The 19,653-nt window shown below is 35.9% G+C and carries 12 protein-coding genes; 10 read left to right on the top strand and 2 right to left on the bottom strand.

Annotation, left to right across the window (positions count from 1 at the left end; genetic code table 11):
- Positions 1 to 475: 475 nt before the first annotated feature.
- The 6 genes from KW850_RS25725 to KW850_RS25700 all read left to right on the top strand — a co-directional run bounded on the left by KW850_RS25725 (position 476) and on the right by KW850_RS25700 (position 15,543).
- The gene (locus KW850_RS25725) at positions 476 to 1,990 is read left to right on the top strand and encodes a competence protein CoiA family protein (protein ID WP_218350610.1); all 1,515 of its coding nucleotides are present in this window, start codon (positions 476 to 478) and stop codon (positions 1,988 to 1,990) included.
- Between the two features lie 19 nt (positions 1,991 to 2,009).
- A complete protein-coding gene (locus KW850_RS25720) occupies positions 2,010 to 3,995 on the top strand; it encodes a prefoldin domain-containing protein (protein ID WP_218350609.1) in 1,986 nt (661 codons plus the stop codon).
- Between the two features lie 17 nt (positions 3,996 to 4,012).
- Complete coding sequence (locus KW850_RS25715) at positions 4,013 to 4,954, top strand: hypothetical protein (RefSeq protein ID WP_218350608.1); 942 nt, start codon at positions 4,013 to 4,015, stop codon at positions 4,952 to 4,954.
- 48 nt (positions 4,955 to 5,002) lie between these two features.
- Positions 5,003 to 10,345 (top strand): DEAD/DEAH box helicase, encoded by a 5,343-nt coding sequence (locus tag KW850_RS25710; RefSeq protein ID WP_256358454.1) that lies wholly within the window; start codon positions 5,003 to 5,005, stop codon positions 10,343 to 10,345.
- A gap of 858 nt (positions 10,346 to 11,203) precedes the next feature.
- On the top strand, positions 11,204 to 13,936 hold the full coding sequence (locus tag KW850_RS25705) for an ATP-dependent DNA helicase (protein ID WP_218350607.1): 2,733 nt from the start codon (positions 11,204 to 11,206) through the stop codon (positions 13,934 to 13,936).
- 1,154 nt (positions 13,937 to 15,090) lie between these two features.
- Entirely contained in the window at positions 15,091 to 15,543 is a 453-nt protein-coding gene (locus KW850_RS25700; RefSeq protein WP_218350606.1) for a JAB domain-containing protein, read from the top strand.
- 792 nt (positions 15,544 to 16,335) lie between these two features.
- Here the strand turns inward: KW850_RS25700 and KW850_RS25695 are convergent.
- The gene (locus KW850_RS25695; protein ID WP_218350605.1) at positions 16,336 to 16,782 is read right to left on the bottom strand and encodes a transporter substrate-binding protein; all 447 of its coding nucleotides are present in this window, start codon (positions 16,780 to 16,782) and stop codon (positions 16,336 to 16,338) included.
- A complete protein-coding gene (locus KW850_RS25690) occupies positions 16,685 to 17,095 on the bottom strand; it encodes a transporter substrate-binding protein (RefSeq protein ID WP_218350604.1) in 411 nt (136 codons plus the stop codon). The genes KW850_RS25695 and KW850_RS25690 overlap by 98 nt, the downstream gene beginning before the upstream one ends.
- Before the next feature lie 298 nt (positions 17,096 to 17,393).
- Here KW850_RS25690 and KW850_RS25685 point away from each other — a divergent pair, with 298 nt between their 5' ends.
- Genes KW850_RS25685 through KW850_RS25670 form a run of 4 tightly spaced genes read left to right on the top strand, consistent with a single transcriptional unit; the run spans position 17,394 to position 19,612 of the window.
- The gene (locus tag KW850_RS25685) at positions 17,394 to 18,941 is read left to right on the top strand and encodes a sodium:solute symporter family protein (protein WP_218350603.1); all 1,548 of its coding nucleotides are present in this window, start codon (positions 17,394 to 17,396) and stop codon (positions 18,939 to 18,941) included.
- Positions 18,938 to 19,168: a hypothetical protein gene (locus KW850_RS25680; RefSeq protein ID WP_218350602.1), complete on the top strand. Its 231-nt coding sequence runs from the start codon at positions 18,938 to 18,940 to the stop codon at positions 19,166 to 19,168. The genes KW850_RS25685 and KW850_RS25680 overlap by 4 nt, the downstream gene beginning before the upstream one ends.
- Positions 19,169 to 19,182: 14 nt before the next feature.
- On the top strand, positions 19,183 to 19,329 hold the full coding sequence (locus KW850_RS25675) for a hypothetical protein (protein WP_218350601.1): 147 nt from the start codon (positions 19,183 to 19,185) through the stop codon (positions 19,327 to 19,329).
- Positions 19,310 to 19,612, top strand: coding sequence for an urease subunit gamma (locus KW850_RS25670; protein ID WP_218350624.1), 303 nt, complete (start codon positions 19,310 to 19,312; stop codon positions 19,610 to 19,612). The genes KW850_RS25675 and KW850_RS25670 overlap by 20 nt, the downstream gene beginning before the upstream one ends.
- The last annotated feature ends 41 nt before the right edge of the window (positions 19,613 to 19,653 follow it).

Genomic DNA, 19,653 nt, shown 5'->3' with positions numbered 1-19,653 from the left:
CAGAAAGGAAAAGACGCCTTTCTGTCATTCCGTACGTGTCGCTTCGGCATTAAATGGACCGATAACCACGGACTGTAAGGGCTAACGCCTACATTCCGTAGGTTCCTGTTTCATTTGCGGCGAGCCGCCATACCAAACGAGCAGAAAATCGGAAAATCAAAAGATTAAAAGCTCAATCAAAAGAATAAATGACAAAAGGAGAGCAGCCGAATGACAGGGTCGAATAATCAAGGAATGGTAATGTGGATTATGTATTGTTTGGAGACAATGAAAAGCCTTTGGCAGTCGTAGAGGCAAAGTGTACAAGTGCTGATGTAAACGAAGGGAAACAGTAGGCCAAACAGTAGGCAGATTGTTTCGAAACCATGTATGGTCAGAGACCTGTTATTTTAATTAAAATAATAGTAAAATATAATTATTGACTATTCTGTAAATAATAACAAATGAATCTATGAAAGTAAATGTGGTGATAAAAATGGAAAAAGCTTTTGATAGGGTTGGAAACCTTATTCAAGCTAATAAAGCTTATAAGAATATTGGAGGGTATACTTGTCCGTGTTGTGGAGAAGATGTGATAAAAGCAGAAGGAAGAATTCAAATAGCTCATTTCCGACACAAAGTTGGTGGAAAGAAAGAGTGGTGTGATTTATATACTCAAGGGTTAGGGGATTTTTATGATCCACTAGATTATGCGACTTCGGTACGGAGACCTTATATTACATTTGAAGAAACAGAAAGTGAGTGGGAATTTTATCTTAAATTCCCTAAGATTTCAAGAAACTATACAAGGTTATTTGAAGATAAGGGATTATACTTTAATGTTAGGTGCATAGAGATACAGCAGAAACTGTCCTCTATAAACTTAAGGCACGATTCTATTACTAATAAAATGAAGATTAATCCGAAAGAATTATATCATATATCTTTAGACAATAGAGATTATGCTAGTAAGTTAAATTTAAAATGGCCAGAGATAATTAATGGATTTCAACGAGATAATTATATATTCGCCTATATTAATGGAGATTATGTCATGATGGAAAGGAAAGAAATATCCCTACATGAAACATTTTATTTCGTCTCAAAGAAAAAATTCTCTAGTTTCCATAAAAGTTTAACCGTTCAACCATTAAAATGCAAAAACGGTTGGTATGCTTACAAAATAAATTTACCCAATACATTAGATGATAATTTAGTTAAATGGTTTTTTAATAATCTAAATTACCAAATAAAACCCCCTTATTATTACCTTGATTTAGTATCACCTTCACTTTATGAGCGGCATGATGACTATTCATATGCTGTTTATAAACCAGAATGTACCATCGCACTTACTTTTTGTGATTTTAAACAAAGTAGCACGACTATTGTTCATTTAGACTCTGATATGTCGTCTCAAGAGTATGAGATAACTTCATATATAAAAGAATTTCCAAATCTATCAAAAGGTTTTCATACCTTTTATATAAAAGGTCACGAAGGAAAGATGCTCAATCTATATATTGATAATACAAGAGCAAACAATAAGGAGATTCATTATAAAAATAGGTTTTTGACAAATGGACAAGAAGCATTTGTATTTAAAGATAAGGAAGTAAATAGAAAAAATACTGTAGACCTTATTCACGATATACCTTTTGAGTTATGGTGTAAGGAGAAAGGGTTATTTCCATTTCCGTTAAAAGAAACAAATTACGTAATCTCAACTAGTAATACCATTATTTATACACCAAGCGTGTGGAGTTTAAGAGTGCATGAAAGGAATGAAAATCAACAACTTAAAATAAATGTACTTCAATTATTGCAATCATATTTGAGACTGGAATATGGACCAAATATATTTATCACAACGAAACAATATAAAGCGCTACTAAATATAATAGAGAAATTACCGGACGGGATAGAAAAGAGAAAAATCAATTATTTTATTAAATTGTATCGTAATAGAGCTCCTAGGATGGTTGAGGAAATTTTAAAAAACACATATTAATTTTAGGAGGATGCCACTTTTGAAAACAGTTTTTGGTTTCATTGATCGAATAGATGGACGTAAACGTACTTTTTTAGGGGTTTTAGCAAATGTACAAAATAATAAATTAATAGATATTAAGAATCCTTATGAGGAATTTCCTAATAATGGGAAAATTTTTGTGCCGTTTCCTTCGGAGGAGATGTATAACGGAAAATTGGGATTCTTTATACTAACAGAAAGTGGAACTTATAATAGTGATATTCCATCATCTTCAAAATATATTGTTTCACATGAAGCGCCCCATATCGGTTATTTTGAAGTAGTTGAATCGGATTACAATTTTTTAACACAGCAACAAGAGATAGTTAATATAATTCAAAAAGGAATAATGCCATCTTTTAATTTTACATCAAAAATTCTTCTTTCAACTCAAGATGATTATTTAATAGGTCCATTTTCAGTAAAGTTAAATAAAGATAATAAATGGGTTGGGCAAGTAGATGATACCGGAATAATAGAAGTCCGTAGAAATAAAGAATATTTTATTAAATATCAGGACTTTAACTCTGGGGTATATAGATATTTTATTTCAACCGAAATAACAAACTCACCTGTTGATAATTATTTAGACTGTGCATCTGATGAAAGAATAGTTCGTGAAGCTTTAAAGATTTTAAAAGAAGAAAAAAAATTTCAAGAAATTTCTCGAGCAGTAATTAAAAATTTAGCTGATTTAGTCAATGAATTACCTCCGATTGTTAAAAAGGGGAGAATTTATAAAGCGATAAACTTACTACAAAGCCATTCAATTTCGGAAGAAAGCATTGATATATTTGATTCAGAATTAATACAATATGATGTAGTTGAATCAAGGATTAATAAAAAGGTTGAAGAAGCACTTGAAGAAGAAAAAAAGAAATTAGAAGATAAGCATCGAAAAATTATTAATGAAACCAAGCAACTTATAACACTGAAGGAAAAGCTTCAAACTGATGTGAAAATTATTAAAGAAAAACAAGATAAAGCAGACATTGATTTGAAAAAAGCAAACGATGCATTACAGCAAAAGTTAAAAGAAATGCAAGAAAATGTTTATCGTACCCTTGTAAACCTATTACCCAATTCGAATGTGTTATCTAACGTTAAAGTTAATACTAACTCATTAAATGAACCACCTTCCCAGTGGTTTGTACAAGAGAAAGAAGAAAAAGAAACATTGATTATGGAAATAAATACACTATTGGACCATCTAATTAGAAACCTAGAGCACATAGGGGTTGAAAAAGAAGCCCGTTTTATTGCGTTTACTGTAATAGGAGCTATATTGTTTAGAAAGCCAATTATTATCAAAGGAGAAAATGGTTTTGATATCGCTCAAACGATTGGATGGTCAATATCCGGCAATGATCATTTAACTATTTTCCCAGAAATTCATGGTTATTCCAACGATTCGCTTATATCTTGTTTCCAAGATTACAAACGATTAGAATCAGTTAAATCTTTACACGTATCGAGTATTGAAAACTCTTCTGCTGAATTATTTCTCCCTTCGTTTGTGGATTATTGGACGGTTTCCACAAATAAACTCTATCCAGATCTATTATTAATAAGTGCTAAAGATATTGAAGAAATTAGTGACAGTTTTCTTTCTAAATTAAAGTATAGCCCAGTTATTAATACTGATAATTTTGGATCAAAAGGTAGACTACGAAAAGCTCGATTACAGGGCAATATTACGTTTGGATTCACTCTATTAGAAATATTTGATGAATCTTTATGGGTTAAGAAGAAATCAAAATCCTTTAAAGAGTTTAAACAAGTATTAGAGGAAACTATTAAGTTAAAGCCTTCGAGAATTTCAAATGATTTTAAAGATTGGTTTTGTTTATTTGAGAATAATGACTTTGAAGAAGAGGAGCTTACTAAATGGCTTGTACAAATTTTCCTTCAAGATTATATAGATTCTGATAAATTTAATGAAATTATTGAGGAATTAATTATAGAAGAACTACAAAATGTATAACACGTTAGGTTGATAAGATGAATCCTATTTTTGTTTTGCAACAGGCAAAAAAAATTAATGAAATAAGTAATCATGTGAAATCTCAGCTTCGTTTTCAAGCTCTTGAAGATGATAGGGTACAAAAAGTTCATTTTCAAAAGATTCTTCCTACATTAAATCGATTACTGACATTAGATCCGTTTAGAGACATACTTGCTTTATTCGATACCGACGCAATCGAAACAATTGCTCACCAGTTACTTCAGTTACTTAGTGACATGGGTGAAATTGCAAAATTACCTGGTGGATACTATCTACCCTTGCCTGTACGTGCTGTTGAATTACCTGTATCTAAAAAGGTGATTTTATTAAGTGACACAATCAATGGGGAAAAAAGAATACCTTATATTGGGTTCGCAAGTGGTTATGGAGAAAATAACTGTATTCCTCTGTTAACTATAAACGAATGGCTCCCATCTATTGATTCGCAAGAATTCTTTGAAATCATAAAAAATTCCCACTATTATGAAATTAAGGACGATCCTACACAGGTGTTTCTACCCAAAGAAAAAAGGGGATGGGATAGCTACGAAATAGTGAGAAGTAATCAAAATATTGACTTTATAGCTAAATTTAATATCGCCCAAGGAGTAGCTGAAGTAGCTTCGTATTATTGGGCTAAAAAGAGAAGACATAAAACTAAATATTTTATTATTCCCAATCAATATCTAGATTTAGCAAAGTATACATTAGAAAATTTAAATGGAATTCATAGAAAAATAGAAATTCATTTTTTAGATAGGGACTTTTTTACGGTGAAATTTCGTCATCGTCTATCTAAAGTAGAACGAATTATGCTGATGTTGTTTGCTTTTCCAGAGAATATATATGATCCTTTTGATTGGATAGTACCAAAAGTTCATTATGAAGATTTTGTTTTTATTGTTAATAGGTTAGGAATGAGAATTCAAAACTGTTAGATTTTTTATTTATACCATTTGGGTGAAGGGGAAGAGGGAGGAGGAAATATGTTGTCGGATTATACGATAAATTCTGTTTCAAAACAATTACATCAGAAACTTCAAGAATATATTGAAGCACAGTATCCAATCAGTGAAAAATCTTTATTATTAGAGCGTAGGAGTCTATTAGAATCGGAAGGAATTATTTCAAAAGAACCATATATTGAGGCTACACCGGTCTATGAACCAGGTAATACATATATAAATATAAATATTCCTAATCATTGTAAGGAAGCGATGACGACTTTCTCTGAAATGGAACCAAGTGTTGGGGTTTTTTCAAGACCTTATGTACACCAACAAGATGCATTAGAAGCGTTTTTACATAATCAAAAGGATTTAGTTATATCAACTGGTACAGGTTCAGGTAAGACAGAGTCCTTTTTACATCCAATTTTAAACTCATTACTTGATGAAGGTTATAAAAATCTTGAACAATTTAAAACTAATGCAGTAAGAGCGTTAATTTTGTATCCTATGAACGCATTAGTCAGTGACCAAATTACAAGATTACGGAGATTGTTTGGAGATGAAAGAATAGCAAATTATTTCAAACAAAAGTGCGGAAGGAATCCATTATTTGGAATGTATACATCTCGCACACCATATCCAGGTGAGAGGACAAGGACAAAAGATCAGTATCAACTTGAAGAGATTATACAATACTATCTTAATATTGAACAACATAATCCAACGTTAGCTAAAGAAATGAAAGATCGTGGTAAATGGATTGCAAAGGATTTAATCAAATTTCGTTCTGGCAAACGTGGCGAATGGAATTCAAAATTTTTAACTTCTGATGGGGATAGAGAACTTTTTACAAGACATGAAATGCAACAGACACCACCAGATATTTTAGTTACAAACTATTCGATGCTCGAATATATGTTAATGCGCCCTATTGAACGGTCAATATGGGACCAAACAAGTAAATGGCTAGCACAAGATGAAAATAATAAGTTTATTTTAGTCATAGATGAAGCTCACATGTATAGAGGTACAAGTGGTGCCGAAGTTGCTTTATTAATAAGAAGATTGCAAGCTAGATTAGGTATAAGCCGTGATCGTTTTCGTTGTATTTTAACTAGTGCAAGTTTAGGAGATGAAAATGATATTTCTGCAATTAAATTTGCAGAACAATTAACAGGGAAACCTGAAACAAGAGAATTTCAACTTATTCAAGGAACGAAAGAAAAAAGGAGTCCAATCAGAGTTGGCTCAAATGAAGAAGCAAATGTATTTGCAAAAATTGATAGTGTTTTATTTACAAAGCGTATTCATCATTATAAAGAGTTAATCAATCATTTAAACGATGTATTTGCAAAATTAAACTGGCCAGAGATGCCATCCAAAATTGAAAATTTGCCTAAATTCTTATACAAACAATTAAATGGATTTGGTCCACTTGAGAAGATTATAGTATCAATTAGTGGAAAGGCTACCCGTTTTACTGAAATCGCTCAACATATTTTTCCAAGTACAGAGAGATATATAGCCGAAAAGGCTACTAGTAATTTGTTAATGTTAGCAAATGCTGCTAATGAAAACGGAAGGGTATTATTACCTGTACGGATTCATTTATTTTTCAAAGGTGTTTCTGGTGTATATGTTTGCACAAATGCTGAGTGTAATGCAAAAAGAATTAGTGACAATCCCTCAATATTAGGGAAAATGTATGATTCATCTAAATTAAAATGTACTTGTAAGCAAGATGCACGAGTTTATGAACTTGTAACACATCGTAAATGTGGTACTTCATTTATTAAAGGGTATATTTCTAAGAAAAATCGAGACTTTTTGTGGGCAGAAAAAGGATCTGGAATAATCGGAGAGGAACTTACAGAAATTCACTTATTAGTAGAGAAACCTCACAGTAAAATCTTTGAAGATGATACCCCACCTAAAGCTGTTTGGTTGGATATCAAAACGGGATACTTATCTTGGGATCCTCCAGTTGATGAAGGTGGATATAGAAAATTATATGCTCCTTGTATAGATGACAAAAAAAAGAAAAAAGGCAAAAACACAGATATAATAACTTTTAGTAAATGCCCTTGTTGTATGAGAAAAGTTCAAGGAACGATTATGGATTTAAAAACAAAAGGGGAACAACCATTTGCAAATTTAGTTCGAGAGCAATTTTTATTACAATCGCCGATCAAAAACGATGAGGAATTACCAAATGAAGGACGTAAAGTATTGTTATTTTCTGATGGACGTCAAAAGGCTGCTCGACTAGCTCGTGATATTCCTAATGAAGTTGAGCTTGATTCCTTCAGGCAAGCAATTTTACTTGCTGCTCAAAATTTAATTGAAAAAGATGAAGAACCTAGATTAAGCAGTTCATTGTACATTGCCATTTTGGAAGTAATGAAAGACCACCAAATGTATTTCTTTGATGGTTTAGAAAGAAAAATGCTTATGAACCATGTTCAAGTGTTCAAAGAAAACTTCGATGAAGATTACGATGACCTTATTGATGATGGTGATATTGAGGTACTTGAAAGATTTAAAAAAGAATTATTAAGACAAATATGTCATCCATTATTCTCAATCTACGAAACTACAACAGGATTCATTGAGCCAGTAGAGAAAGAAAAAAGAAAATTAAATAAAACGTTAAATGGTCTAATAAATCCCAAGGACTTAGAAATATTAACATCTTTATTTATTCAAGAGTTACTTGGCAAAATTGCTATAGATCAAACGATAGATCCTTATGAACGTTCTAAAATTAGAGGTTTTAGCGAAGGTAGTTGGGGTGTAGAAAAAGGTTATATCTCGAGAAATTTAAGAAAAATTCTTGATTTGTTTGTAGAAGATGAAGACGAGAAAGAGCAAGTAATTTCAGCACTTTTTAAACTTTGTACTGAGTACGAAACAAAATATTACCTATCTCCAAAAAAACTTAAGTTAATACCCGGAATTTACCGAGAATGGTATAAGTGTAATAAATGTAAAGAAATAAATATGGTGACTGTGAAAGGTAAATGTGTTAACTGTTTCTCAGAAGATATACTAGTACTAGACGAAAAAAGTATGATTTTAGAATCAGAAAAAGGCTTTTGGCGATCACCAGTAAAAAACTTAATGAATCATCATGGTAAAATAACAAATTTAACGGTTGAAGAACATACTGCTCAGCTTTCACAAAAGGATCCGAAAGTAGCTATCGCAACTACAGAAGAGTATGAGCTTCGTTTTCAAGACATTGTCTTAGATAAGCTTGATGGAGTTGTTGATATATTGAGTTGTACAACAACAATGGAAGTTGGGGTGGATATTGGTTCTTTAACAGCAGTAGGTTTACGTAATGTTCCTCCTCAAAGGGAAAATTATCAACAGCGGGCTGGGCGAGCTGGACGTAGAGGATCAGCTCTTTCTACTGTCATTACCTATTCCCAGGGTGGACCTCATGATTATTATTACTTTAAGCAACCAGAACAGATTATAAGTGGTCCTAGTAGGAAACCAATTATTTATATTGATAACCAAAAGATAGTAAAACGTCATATAAATGCATTTTTTATTCAAACGTATTTTCACGAAAATGTATTAACTGTAGATAATGCTTCTAGTGTTTTAAATAGTTCACTGGGAGATACCTATTCCTTCTTTGAAGGCCCTCTTCCTTTTAATATTGAAGGATTTCAAAAGTGGTTGAATACGCTTAAAGTAACTGAAATAGTAAAGTACCCTGTCATTTTTAATATTATTCCTGATGAAGTAGTTGGATTTGAAGAAAATAATAATGCATCTGTTAATCAATTAAAATTACAAATGATCTACCAGACTAGTTCTGAATTATTAAATGAATTAAAAGATAAATATCAAACTATTAAGCAAGAGTTGTCTGAGATTGAAGTTATAGAAGAAAAAGAAGTAACGATGAATCCCAATTATAAATTTTTAGATTTTCTATTTAATAATGGCTTGTTACCTACTTATGCATTTCCTCAAGATTTGAGTAGTTTATATATTGAGGGATGGGATAGTACTTCGCGGAAAATAATTGTTAAGCAGCGTCCGCAATTGGAGATAAATCGAGCGCTAAGTGAGTATGCACCCGGAAAACAAGTTGTGGTAGATAAGAAAACATATCGTATCGGTGGAATTTTTGTTCCTCACCCGAAAAATCCTTTAAAGCCTGCTAATAATTTGTCAATAGAATCATTAAAAACTGTTACTTATTGTGAATCTTGTTTATATATTTCTTTAGATGAAAATGAACTAGAAAATTGTCCAGTTTGTCAAAATCAATTAAGAAAAAGTCCATTTTTAAGACCCACTGGTTTTTCACCAGAAAGAGGAAGGGAAGTAAACGAGGGAGACAAGGATCAAGAGTTTACTTATGCAATTCCGCCACAATTGCCTTTACCTGTAAGTGGAGATAGTATTAATTGGAAATCTTTTGGAGAATCAACCCGTTTGTCATATTCAAATACGTTAAATGAAAAGCTGATTGTAATGAATAAAGGAACAGATGGTGAAGAAGGATTTGAAATATGTGGTGACTGTGGCGCCATTTGGCCATCAGGTGAAAATGGATATAATAAAATTCATGATGTACCTTACAGGCTTAAGAAAGAATATGGTCAAAAAGAACATCAGTGTAGAGGAGAAACAAGGAAGGTCTTTCTTGGGAACGTATTTCAATCAGATTTGTTATTATTAAGATTACAATTTAGTGAGGGAATAGACTTTAGTCCGGAACGACAATGGGTTCATGACGGATTAAAGACACTTGGAGAAGCTCTTGTATTAGCGGCGAGTAGAGTACTCGATATTGATTATAATGAATTATCAGCTGGATATCGACTTTTACCATTATCCATTGGTGGAGCGGATATTTATTTATTTGATACTCTTTCGGGTGGAGCTGGATACTCACATGTGGCTGGCCTTATTTTGCCAGAAATTATAAAGGAAACACAAAATATTCTTGCGGATTGTGAGAACAAATGTGAAACATCTTGTTATAAATGTTTAAGGCATTATGCCAACCAGTATTATCATACTCATTTAAACCGTTTCGTTGCATTAGAACTATTAGAGTATGTAGTAGAAGGTAAATTAAAAAAGTTATCTATAAAAGAACAAAAAGATATATTAGCTCCTGTAAAACGTATGATGCAAATTCATAATGAATACTATCAAGAAATAGAAAGAGACGGTCAGTATTTCATAAAAAAACAAAATGGTGATATGATTGGTGCTAAAAATAACATACAATTAATAAAAGAATTGAATGGTAACAGACCAATACAGTTTGTTTCTTCTTATGAAGTGTTAAATGATTTACCGAATGTTTATTTAGGAGGAAAAGTACAAAAAGCAGTTTTAAATTAAGGTACTTTATTCCTTTATTTGTTTTTGTATTAGAAATATAGGGAATAGAGTTTGTAAACCGATTAAGATAACATATTATTGTCAATTGTTACTAATGATTCATTACAGGCCAAAAAAGGTCAAGTAGATAGATGATGTTATGTACCTGATCAAACAGTCTTTTAATAAGCATCAGGGTGAAGAACAGTAAAATATACTTCTCTATTAACTTAATTCCGCGGTATCAAAAGAAATAGGATGTGCTGGATAGTCTTAAAAGACTTTCCAGTTTTTTTATTAGAATTGGATAAATAATTAATTCACTCATGGCAAGCATTCGTTCTTTTCGAGGTATGTGATTACAGCCATTGAAATTTACCACTTCTGACATTGTATTTACCACTAAATGACATGTAGTGTACCAAAGAATGACAAGACGTTTACCACCGCAATCTTACTGGTAATAGGAGGAATAAATCTATAGTTTGGGGTATCAAGAATGTTAAAAAATTTGATTAAACAAGACCAGCCTTGCGCAAACGGGAATGATTTTAGGGTAACTCTTGTATTACATAGTAGACTATTACTGCGCAATAAATACTTAAATGGATTTCTGATGGAGTTACCTTATATGAAAATGGTGCTTCAAGATTGAAAATATTCAGCAGAAGACAAGTATACTGTCAAAACACAAGAAACTCTTTAATTACATTACAATATTCGTATATTCAATTCTATTTTGGAGGATTTTAACAAATTTTGTCGAAATATGTTTATAGAAAAGCGAAATATCAGAGTATGAGTTAAATTGTAAAATTATCTCTGGATTCTTTATATATAGTAAGGATGTAATGGTAGTAGCTTTATTGGAGGTGCAGAATGTCAAATGTAACACTTTTTCAAATAGACGCACAGATTTTTAATATAAACAAGGTTATTTGCCGTCACATAGACAGCCTTGGCACTTCGCCAAGAGGCGTAGTTTCGCAGGACATCCTGTCTCAACTGCGTAACTTTGTTGAGCATATAATGCTGAAGTTCTACGCCAACGGTAAAGACATTGAAAACAGCTATGATAATATCTGCAAAGCAATTGACTTTGTTAAAACACGGGGTAATTTAAAAGTGCTAAGGCGGTTTCATGATTATTTGCAAATCGTAGCATCACACTATACGCTTGACGAGGAAAACTCAGAGCGGTTAATGCTGAAATATTATGAGTACCTTTTGAGAATCAAAAACCTCCTACATGATAGTTTTTCCCTTGACGTTCTTGGCAATCTTGACAAGTTTCCGCTGAACATGGATTCAAACATGCAGGGGTATTATGAGAAGATTGCCGATAAGATAAAAGGCTATAATATGCAGGGAGTTGGAAAATCCGAGAAATACTATATTCAAAAGATCAAGCCCTTCTTTATCGGTCAACGGATTTACTATGAGGTAACTTTTACCCCCGCCAACGATTATGCGAGCAAGTTTAACCGGGTTATCGCCTTTACAAGTTTGGAAATAACCGACAACTATGCTGTCAAGTTTGCCCTGGCTCACGACAGCATTGAAATCCTCGGTAAGACTATGCCTATCATCGTTATCGTAGGTTGGGAAGTCGCAATTCGAGATTGTGAGTTTAAGAATTTTACGAGTCTGATTAGAGGAACGGCTGTTAGGACTGGATACGCTGAACAACAGGGCATCTCACTATTTTTAACTTCAACCGGATTTAATCTGACGGAACTCGTTGATTTCTCTGATACGGAATTTCAAAAGATTAAGCAGCAAGCGATACAACGAGCCAAGGCGGTTGTGTTCTTCAATGATTTAGAGCGTTGCCGCGAGATAATGAAAGTAAATGCTGCGGGCAGCAATCTCCTGCGGTATTTACTCTACCATATGAATAACAAAGTAATTAAAAACCAGCAGCAAAGCCTTGCAAACCATAATTTGTCCGGGCTTTTTGTGAAAAACGGTTGTATCCCGTTCGACAGTATGCCCTTTAATACCTCGCCGATAGGACATAACCCCAGACTTGGAGATTTGTTCGCTTGCATTGATGCTGCAGAAAGGCAACACGAAATACTTGCACGTCTGGTTAGGAACAACACCGAAATTAAAGGACAACTTTTTACTCCAGTAAAGGATATTGTTGGGTTCGATGATATAGCGGCACTCGTAAGAATCTATAACTCTACTATATGGCACGGACATCTTGAAAACAGCAAGTTAGTGATTGAAAATGGTCACATCTTTATTAATGGTTATAAAAACGATACTCGTTTCATTATTGCCAAGCTTGAGGATCAGGCAAAAAGCGGAGTTCAGAACTATTCAAACTCGGTAAATGCGTGGTTGAGCGAACCTAACCACGGTGTTGACTGCGACGAGAAAAAAGAGGCATTAACCCAAATGTTTGAAAACTCACGGGTGGCTTTAATGTACGGCTCGGCCGGCACGGGAAAGTCTACCCTCATAAACCACATAGCACATTTCTTTGCCGATAAGAAAAAACTGTTTTTAGCTCAGACGAACCCCGCTGTCGATAATTTGAAACGACGAGTGACAGCTTCAAACTGCACGTTTTCAACGATTACAAAATTTCTAAAAAGGCAGAGTAATGGTACTGACTATGACTTGCTAATAATAGATGAGTGTAGTACGGTGAACAATCGTGATATGAGAGATATTCTTATCAAAGCTACATACAAGCTTTTGGTTATGGTTGGTGATTCATATCAGATAGCCTCTATCCGATTTGGCAACTGGTTCAGCGTGGCTCGTGTGTTTGTTCCTGAAACCTCCGTGTTTGAATTAACAAAGCCTTATAGGAGCAATAACGAAGGATTACTAACATTATGGGATAGAGTGCGTAAGATGGATGATACCATTCTCGAACTTATTACACGAAGAGGCTATTCCACTTCGTTGGACGTTTCAATTTTCGATCCTGCTGAATCAGATGAAATTATTCTATGCCTTAATTATGACGGCCTGTACGGAATAAACAACATTAACCGTTTCTTACAAGAGAGCAATTTGAGCGTTTCCGTGTCGTGGGGAATTCAGCAGTATAAGGTCAACGACCCAATTTTATTCAATGATTCCGGGCGCTTTGCGCCTCTGATTTACAATAATATGAAGGGATGGATAGTAGGGATAGAAATTCTTGATAGCGGAGAACTCACCGAACGCATACAGTTTGACATCAAACTGGACACGGTAATTAATGGCGTAGATGCCTTCGGCCAGGATTTTGAGCTATTGGACAACTCAGAAAGTGCAAATTCCGTTATACGTTTTTGTGTCAACAAACTTAAAAACTCAGATGAAGATGATGACAGCTCTTCAAAAGCGGTCGTTCCATTTCAAGTTGCATATGCGGTATCCATCCACAAGGCACAAGGCTTGGAGTACAACTCTGTTAAAGTCGTCATAACTGACGAGATCGACGAACTTATAACACATAATATCTTCTACACGGCTATAACACGAGCGAGAAATAAGCTTAAAATCTATTGGACACCTGAGGTAGAACAAAAGGTGTTGAGTAACATAAAACCAAAAAACAACAATAAAGATATACAGTTGTTGAAGAGGTTGACTAGGGAGGACTAATTTGCTTCTGCTTTGAATTGCTAAAAGTGTCATAAAGTGGCAAACGAGCATTTTTACAGGAATAAATAATTATATTTAATTAATATAAATTGACTTGTTAGCAATACCACTTAAGGATAGGTAGTAAAGTACTAATATTTGAATGAGGTCAATATTCGACAATCGGGCGCGTATGCTGAAGAAGAAAAACGTAAAACATCAAAGCCAATTGTTGCGCAGTACAACGATACTGTGCATTAAAAGCTGGTAGTCCACTTTCTGGCGCTATTACGGAAAGCTTAACAAAAGCCTAATTCCTCGGTAAAAATAGGAGGATTAGGCTTTTTCAATTCAATATCTCTAAAGTTTTTCTATTGGTAAATTCGTTGACAGCAAGTGGTAAATTCCATGGCAACTGATGGTACAAAACATGGCAGAAGTGGTACATTCTTGTGGCTGTAATCAGTATGTGCCTGGTGAATTTTTAGATGTTTTAAAGCCAGTTCAATGCTTATCAATCTGGCAGCCTATAGGCTGCGTATTTTCTTCAGTAATAAGAACTTTAAATATGTATATCAAGAGCTAACATATTTAGGCTGGCAGCACTACGGACTGATCAGAAAGGAAAAAATCACCCTTTCTGTCAACCCGTACGTGTCGCTTCGGCACTAAATGGACCGATAACCACGGCCTGTATGGCTCACGCCTACATTCCGTAGGTTCCTGTTCCATTTACGGCTGACGCCGCCATACCGAACGAGCCGAAAAATCGAAAAAGCAAAAGATTAAAAGTTCAATCAAAAGAATAAAAGACAAGAGGAGAGCAGCCGAAACGGCTGCTTTTATTGTTTTATTTTTCCTTTTTGCCTTCCGAATCGTAAAACAGCGCAAGCTTTCTAACCTTCCAGCCGGCAGGACACCCGAACCTTTCCGGCTAGAAGCTAAAAAAGCTAGTCAATCGGTCAAGGGGCAAAAAACTTTTTTGCTTAAAGGGGACTAACGCAACAGCAAAAAACTTTTTGTGCGAAGAGCGCCCTTGACCCATTGCCTATGCGTGTTTTTCGTTCTACTTGCAAAAGGGGAAAAATCATCCCCCTTTTGGGGAACGGATTCGCTTCGGAATCCAAAAAGAAAAAATGAAAGAAAAAACCAAAAATGAAAGGGAGTTTTGAAAAATGGAATTCATGTCAATCTTCGAAGTCGTTCGAATCAAACAAGAAATTAAGGAATATTCTGAACCGTTTGTACAGTATGCTGTTCGTTCACCAGAGGATGCCCAGAAATTAGCGGCCTCTTACATTGCGGATGAAGACCGTGAAGTACTTCTTGTGATGATGCTCAATACGAAGAATCAGGTGGTTGGATTACATAGAGCTCATGTAGGAAGCTTGAATGCTAGTATCGTTCATCCAAGAGAGGTAATGAAGTGCGCTATTCTCAATAATGCAGCCTCCATTATTGTCAGCCACCAGCACCCGAGCGGAGACCCCACACCAAGCCGGGAAGATATCGACATCACCAAGCGGCTTGCAGAAGCAGGGAGAATTTTAGGCATCGAAGTGCTTGACCATGTGATTGTCACCCACACCGGGAGGCATGTCAGTTTAAAAGAGAAAGGCTATCTATAAAAATACCAAAATAGCAAAAGGGGATTTTCCCCCTTTGTTCGAAAGGAAAATATATGAATACGATTCTATCTTATAAAAACCGTGGAAAATGGGATTAAACATAGTCTTATAAATTGTAAGCAAAGGGGCTTTGTCCCCTTGCTTTAAAAGGAAGAATCAATGTGAGCTAGATTATAAGAATACGTGCTGGATGGCCAGCTGATGAAACTTAACGGATGGATAAAAAACATCCGTTTTTTCTTGATTATATGACGCAGGCATCGAGCCTGCTTGACGGTTGCTGACGCAACCTTTAGAAAGATTACTCGAGGATGAAAAAAACATTTCGATCTTACTATAGGTGGCATGTGTATAAATAGAATTTTACATATTCTTATAATCCTTACTCTCTTTTTTGTTATCCGTACAGCCTTAAGGCTGTGTTTTTTCTTTAGAAATCATGACTTTAAAGAATTCGTTCAAAAATTTACAGAACCTGTTTCGGGCGGCAGCACTACAGACTGATCAGAATGCAAAGTACACATTCTGTCATTCTGTACGTGTCGCTTTGGCACTAAATGGCCCGATAGCCACGGTCTGTACGGCTAGCGCATACATTCCGTAGGTTCCTGTTCCATTTACGGAAGGCCGCCCGTACAAACGAGCCGAAAACCTTTAATACCTTGGGCTCCTTGCCCAAACCCAGCCAACGGGAGCCCGTTGGATCGCAATATACGCTCGGACTCTATTAATCTCCTTCTTTGTTCTCCTTATTGTAATCGTATGCTCATAAGGGCAGTCAAGGGTGCTACGCTAGCACTTCGCAAACTTTGTGAACTTTTTTAAGAAGTGGCCAACGGTGCACTTAGGATCAAGCGCAGCTACTTCCGTTTCTGCAGTAATTAAACTCGCAATCGGTTTTTTAATCCCGGCTTCATAATATTGCTTATAAAAAGCCACAGCACTGCTGCCAACGAGTGTTGAAAAAACAATGTCCGGAACCAGCTCCTGAATTTTTTTTACATTTTCTTCAAATTTCTGCTTGCCCAGCGGGGTGTAGTCCTCGACTAAAACCTTTCCTTGATAAACTTGTAACAGTGAGCGGATATGGGCGTTGGTTTCGTGCGGATAAATATAATCAGATCCAATTAGGTAAAAGTTCTTACCGATGTGGTCCGCAATCCATGGGATAAAGTGAATCAGATATAGTTGGCAACGGCCCGCAATAGATGATATTGGGATGTTGTTCTTCGCCTTCATATCCATTTGGATAAAAAAGAACAGAATGATATTTTTCTATAATCGGAATGACTTCCTTCCGAGAAGCGGAAGTGTATAAAGAGATGATCGCGGTTACTTTATGTTCGACGATCAATCGCTCCGCTTCTCTTGCTGCGATATAAGGATTAGGAGCTGTATCCGCAACAAAGGGTCTGATTTTCCACCCGTTTAACCAGACGTTTCGATTCACTTCTTCAATGGCCAGGAGGGCGGCCTGATATTGGCCTCTTTCAGAGATTTCCATTGTTCCGGATAAAGAAAATAGAATCCCCACCCTAATGCTTTTATCCATCCAACCACTCCCTTTCATGTTACATAGTTCATTTTACAAATAGAACACCCTTGTACATAAAGTGAACAATATGATCACTTATTTTTTTGATTATAAAGAAAGTTCAGGAAAAAATGCAATTGATTTGGAAGAAATTATGCAAAATCGTGTCAGAAAATCTAACGTAATTGTAGATAGAAAGAGAAATTGTGTCTATATTTAAAACTGTTCTAGAATTTTCTGACAATAACACTGCGTTAATGAAACATCTTAGAAACGTTTGTAACAAAATTGTAATATTAAAAAGTGGAGGGGTAGCATGTTAACACCTAGTGTAGGGTATCTTATTTTACTTATTTTCGGAGTTTTGTTTACCGGGGTTACGGCGGTTATTCACCGCATGGATTCCAAACGCAAAGGAAAAGAAATGACGGCGGAACAATTTAACACTGCCGGAAGAAGTGTAGGGGTTGGTTTGGCCAGCGCTTCGATCGTAGCGGCTTGGACATGGGCTGCCACGATCATGATGTCATCCTCGACCGGTTATCAATATGGAATCAGTGGGCCATTTTGGTATGCGGCTGGTGCTACCATCCAAATCTTATTATTTGCGATCCTTGCTGTTCATTTAAAAAGAAAAGCACCAAACGCTCATACGTTTTTAGAGTTTATTTCACAGCGTTTTGATAAAAAAAATCACCGCTTAATGCTCGTATTTGCGCTGATGACGAATATTATCGTCACCTCGATGATCATTCTCGGCGGCGCAATCACGTTAAATCAGTTAACAGGAATGAATTTATATGTAGCAGCCTTTTTAATACCTGTTACATTCACGATTTATACGATGATTGGCGGATTAAAAGCTTCATTTATTGCCGACTATTTGCACACGGTGATCTTATTTGTTGTTCTATTGATCTTTGGGGTTGCGGTCTATTATAAATTTGGCATATCCAATATTTATGAGGGGCTGCGTGCCTTGCCGGAATCCAAGCAAATGCTGACGATGGCATCTATTCCAGGGCTTTTGTTTGGGATTATTAATATTGTTGGGAATTTCGGAACCGTTTTTGTCGATCAAGCCTATTGGCAGCGTGCTATTGCCAGTACGGATAAAGCCGCTTCGAAAGCATACATATATGGAGGGATCTCTTGGTTTTCTATTCCATTTGCGGTAGCTACGATTTTGGGTGTTAGTGCGGCCGGACTTGGAATTTCAGTATCTTCTCCTGATTCTGTTGCACCGATTATGGCCTCACACATCCTTGGGTCGGTTGGATCTGTTCTGTTTCTGACCATGCTGTTTATGGCAGTTACGTCTGCGGGGTCCGCGGAACTGACAGCTGTTACGAATATTATCGTTACGGATATTTATCGTCATTCGATCAACCCACATGCCGGCAGTAAGAAACTATTGCGTGTTTCTCGTTTGGTTACATTAGGGTTCGGATTATCGATGGGAATCTTCTCGATCCTACTATTCTATTTAGGAATCAGTCTAGGCTTTGTTTATATGGCGATGGGGATTTTTGTTAGTGCAGCCGTTATACCGGTCACACTTGGACTCGTTTGGAAACGGGCCACAAATGCTGGAGCCTTTTACGGTGCATTGTTGGGGATGATTGGCGGCGTGACAGTTTGGCTTATTTCTGCTTATGTAACTGCAGGGCATGTGAACGTTGAATCGCTGGGCGGGCTCTACCCGATGCTGTTTGGTAATCTGGCAGTATTTATCATTAGTGGAGTGATTTCCATTGGGCATGCACTCATCTCTTCTGAGGAATTTCATTTTGAGTCTTTAAAAGACAAGTTTAAGAGTTTTGATGAAAGTCATAGCATGGATAGAAAGGAGAATTTGGGATGAACGATCTGGAGTTAAAAAAACAGACGAAGATGTACACTCGTTGGGCATTGGGGTTAAGTTTAGTGCTTGTCGTCATTTGGCCAGGAATTATGTTTTCGACAGGGTATATCTATAGTCTTTCCTTTTTCACGGGCTGGGTTTATCTAGCATTTGGCTGGCTGGTGTTAGCCGCGCTTTTTATCACCATTCGACCATTTATTGAGCTGTATAAGGAATACAAGCGATAAAGGGGAATAGAAGATTGGTTACCAAAGCAGCAGGTCACGGCTGCTTTGGTATTCATGTTGAATCACGAGGAGCAAATGTAGAATCGGTCTACGTTATGATTGGAAACCTCCGGTTACAGGAAAAAAGGAAGGATGAAAAAGATGAAACTGACCTCACGTGAAATGGAAAAGCTTATGGTTGTGGTGGCTGCTGACCTGGCGCGCCGCCGGCAAAAAAGAGGCTTAAAACTTAACTATCCTGAATCCATCGCCATCATTACCTATGAAGTTCTCGAAGGGGCGCGGGATGGACAAACAGTGGCACAGCTTATGCAATACGGCACCACCATTCTGACAAGAGAAGATGTGATGGAAGGTGTACCTGAAATGATTCCGGACATTCAGGTCGAGGCGACATTCCCGGATGGTACAAAACTGGTCACTGTACATACCCCGATTCGATAACCCGATTTTACATACCCAAACCAAAACCATTTAGGAGGGAA

It is taken from the genome of Bacillus sp. sid0103, assembly GCF_019219025.1.
Note: the sequence above shows the minus strand (reverse complement) of the source record. Positions and strands in the feature narration are given on the sequence as shown.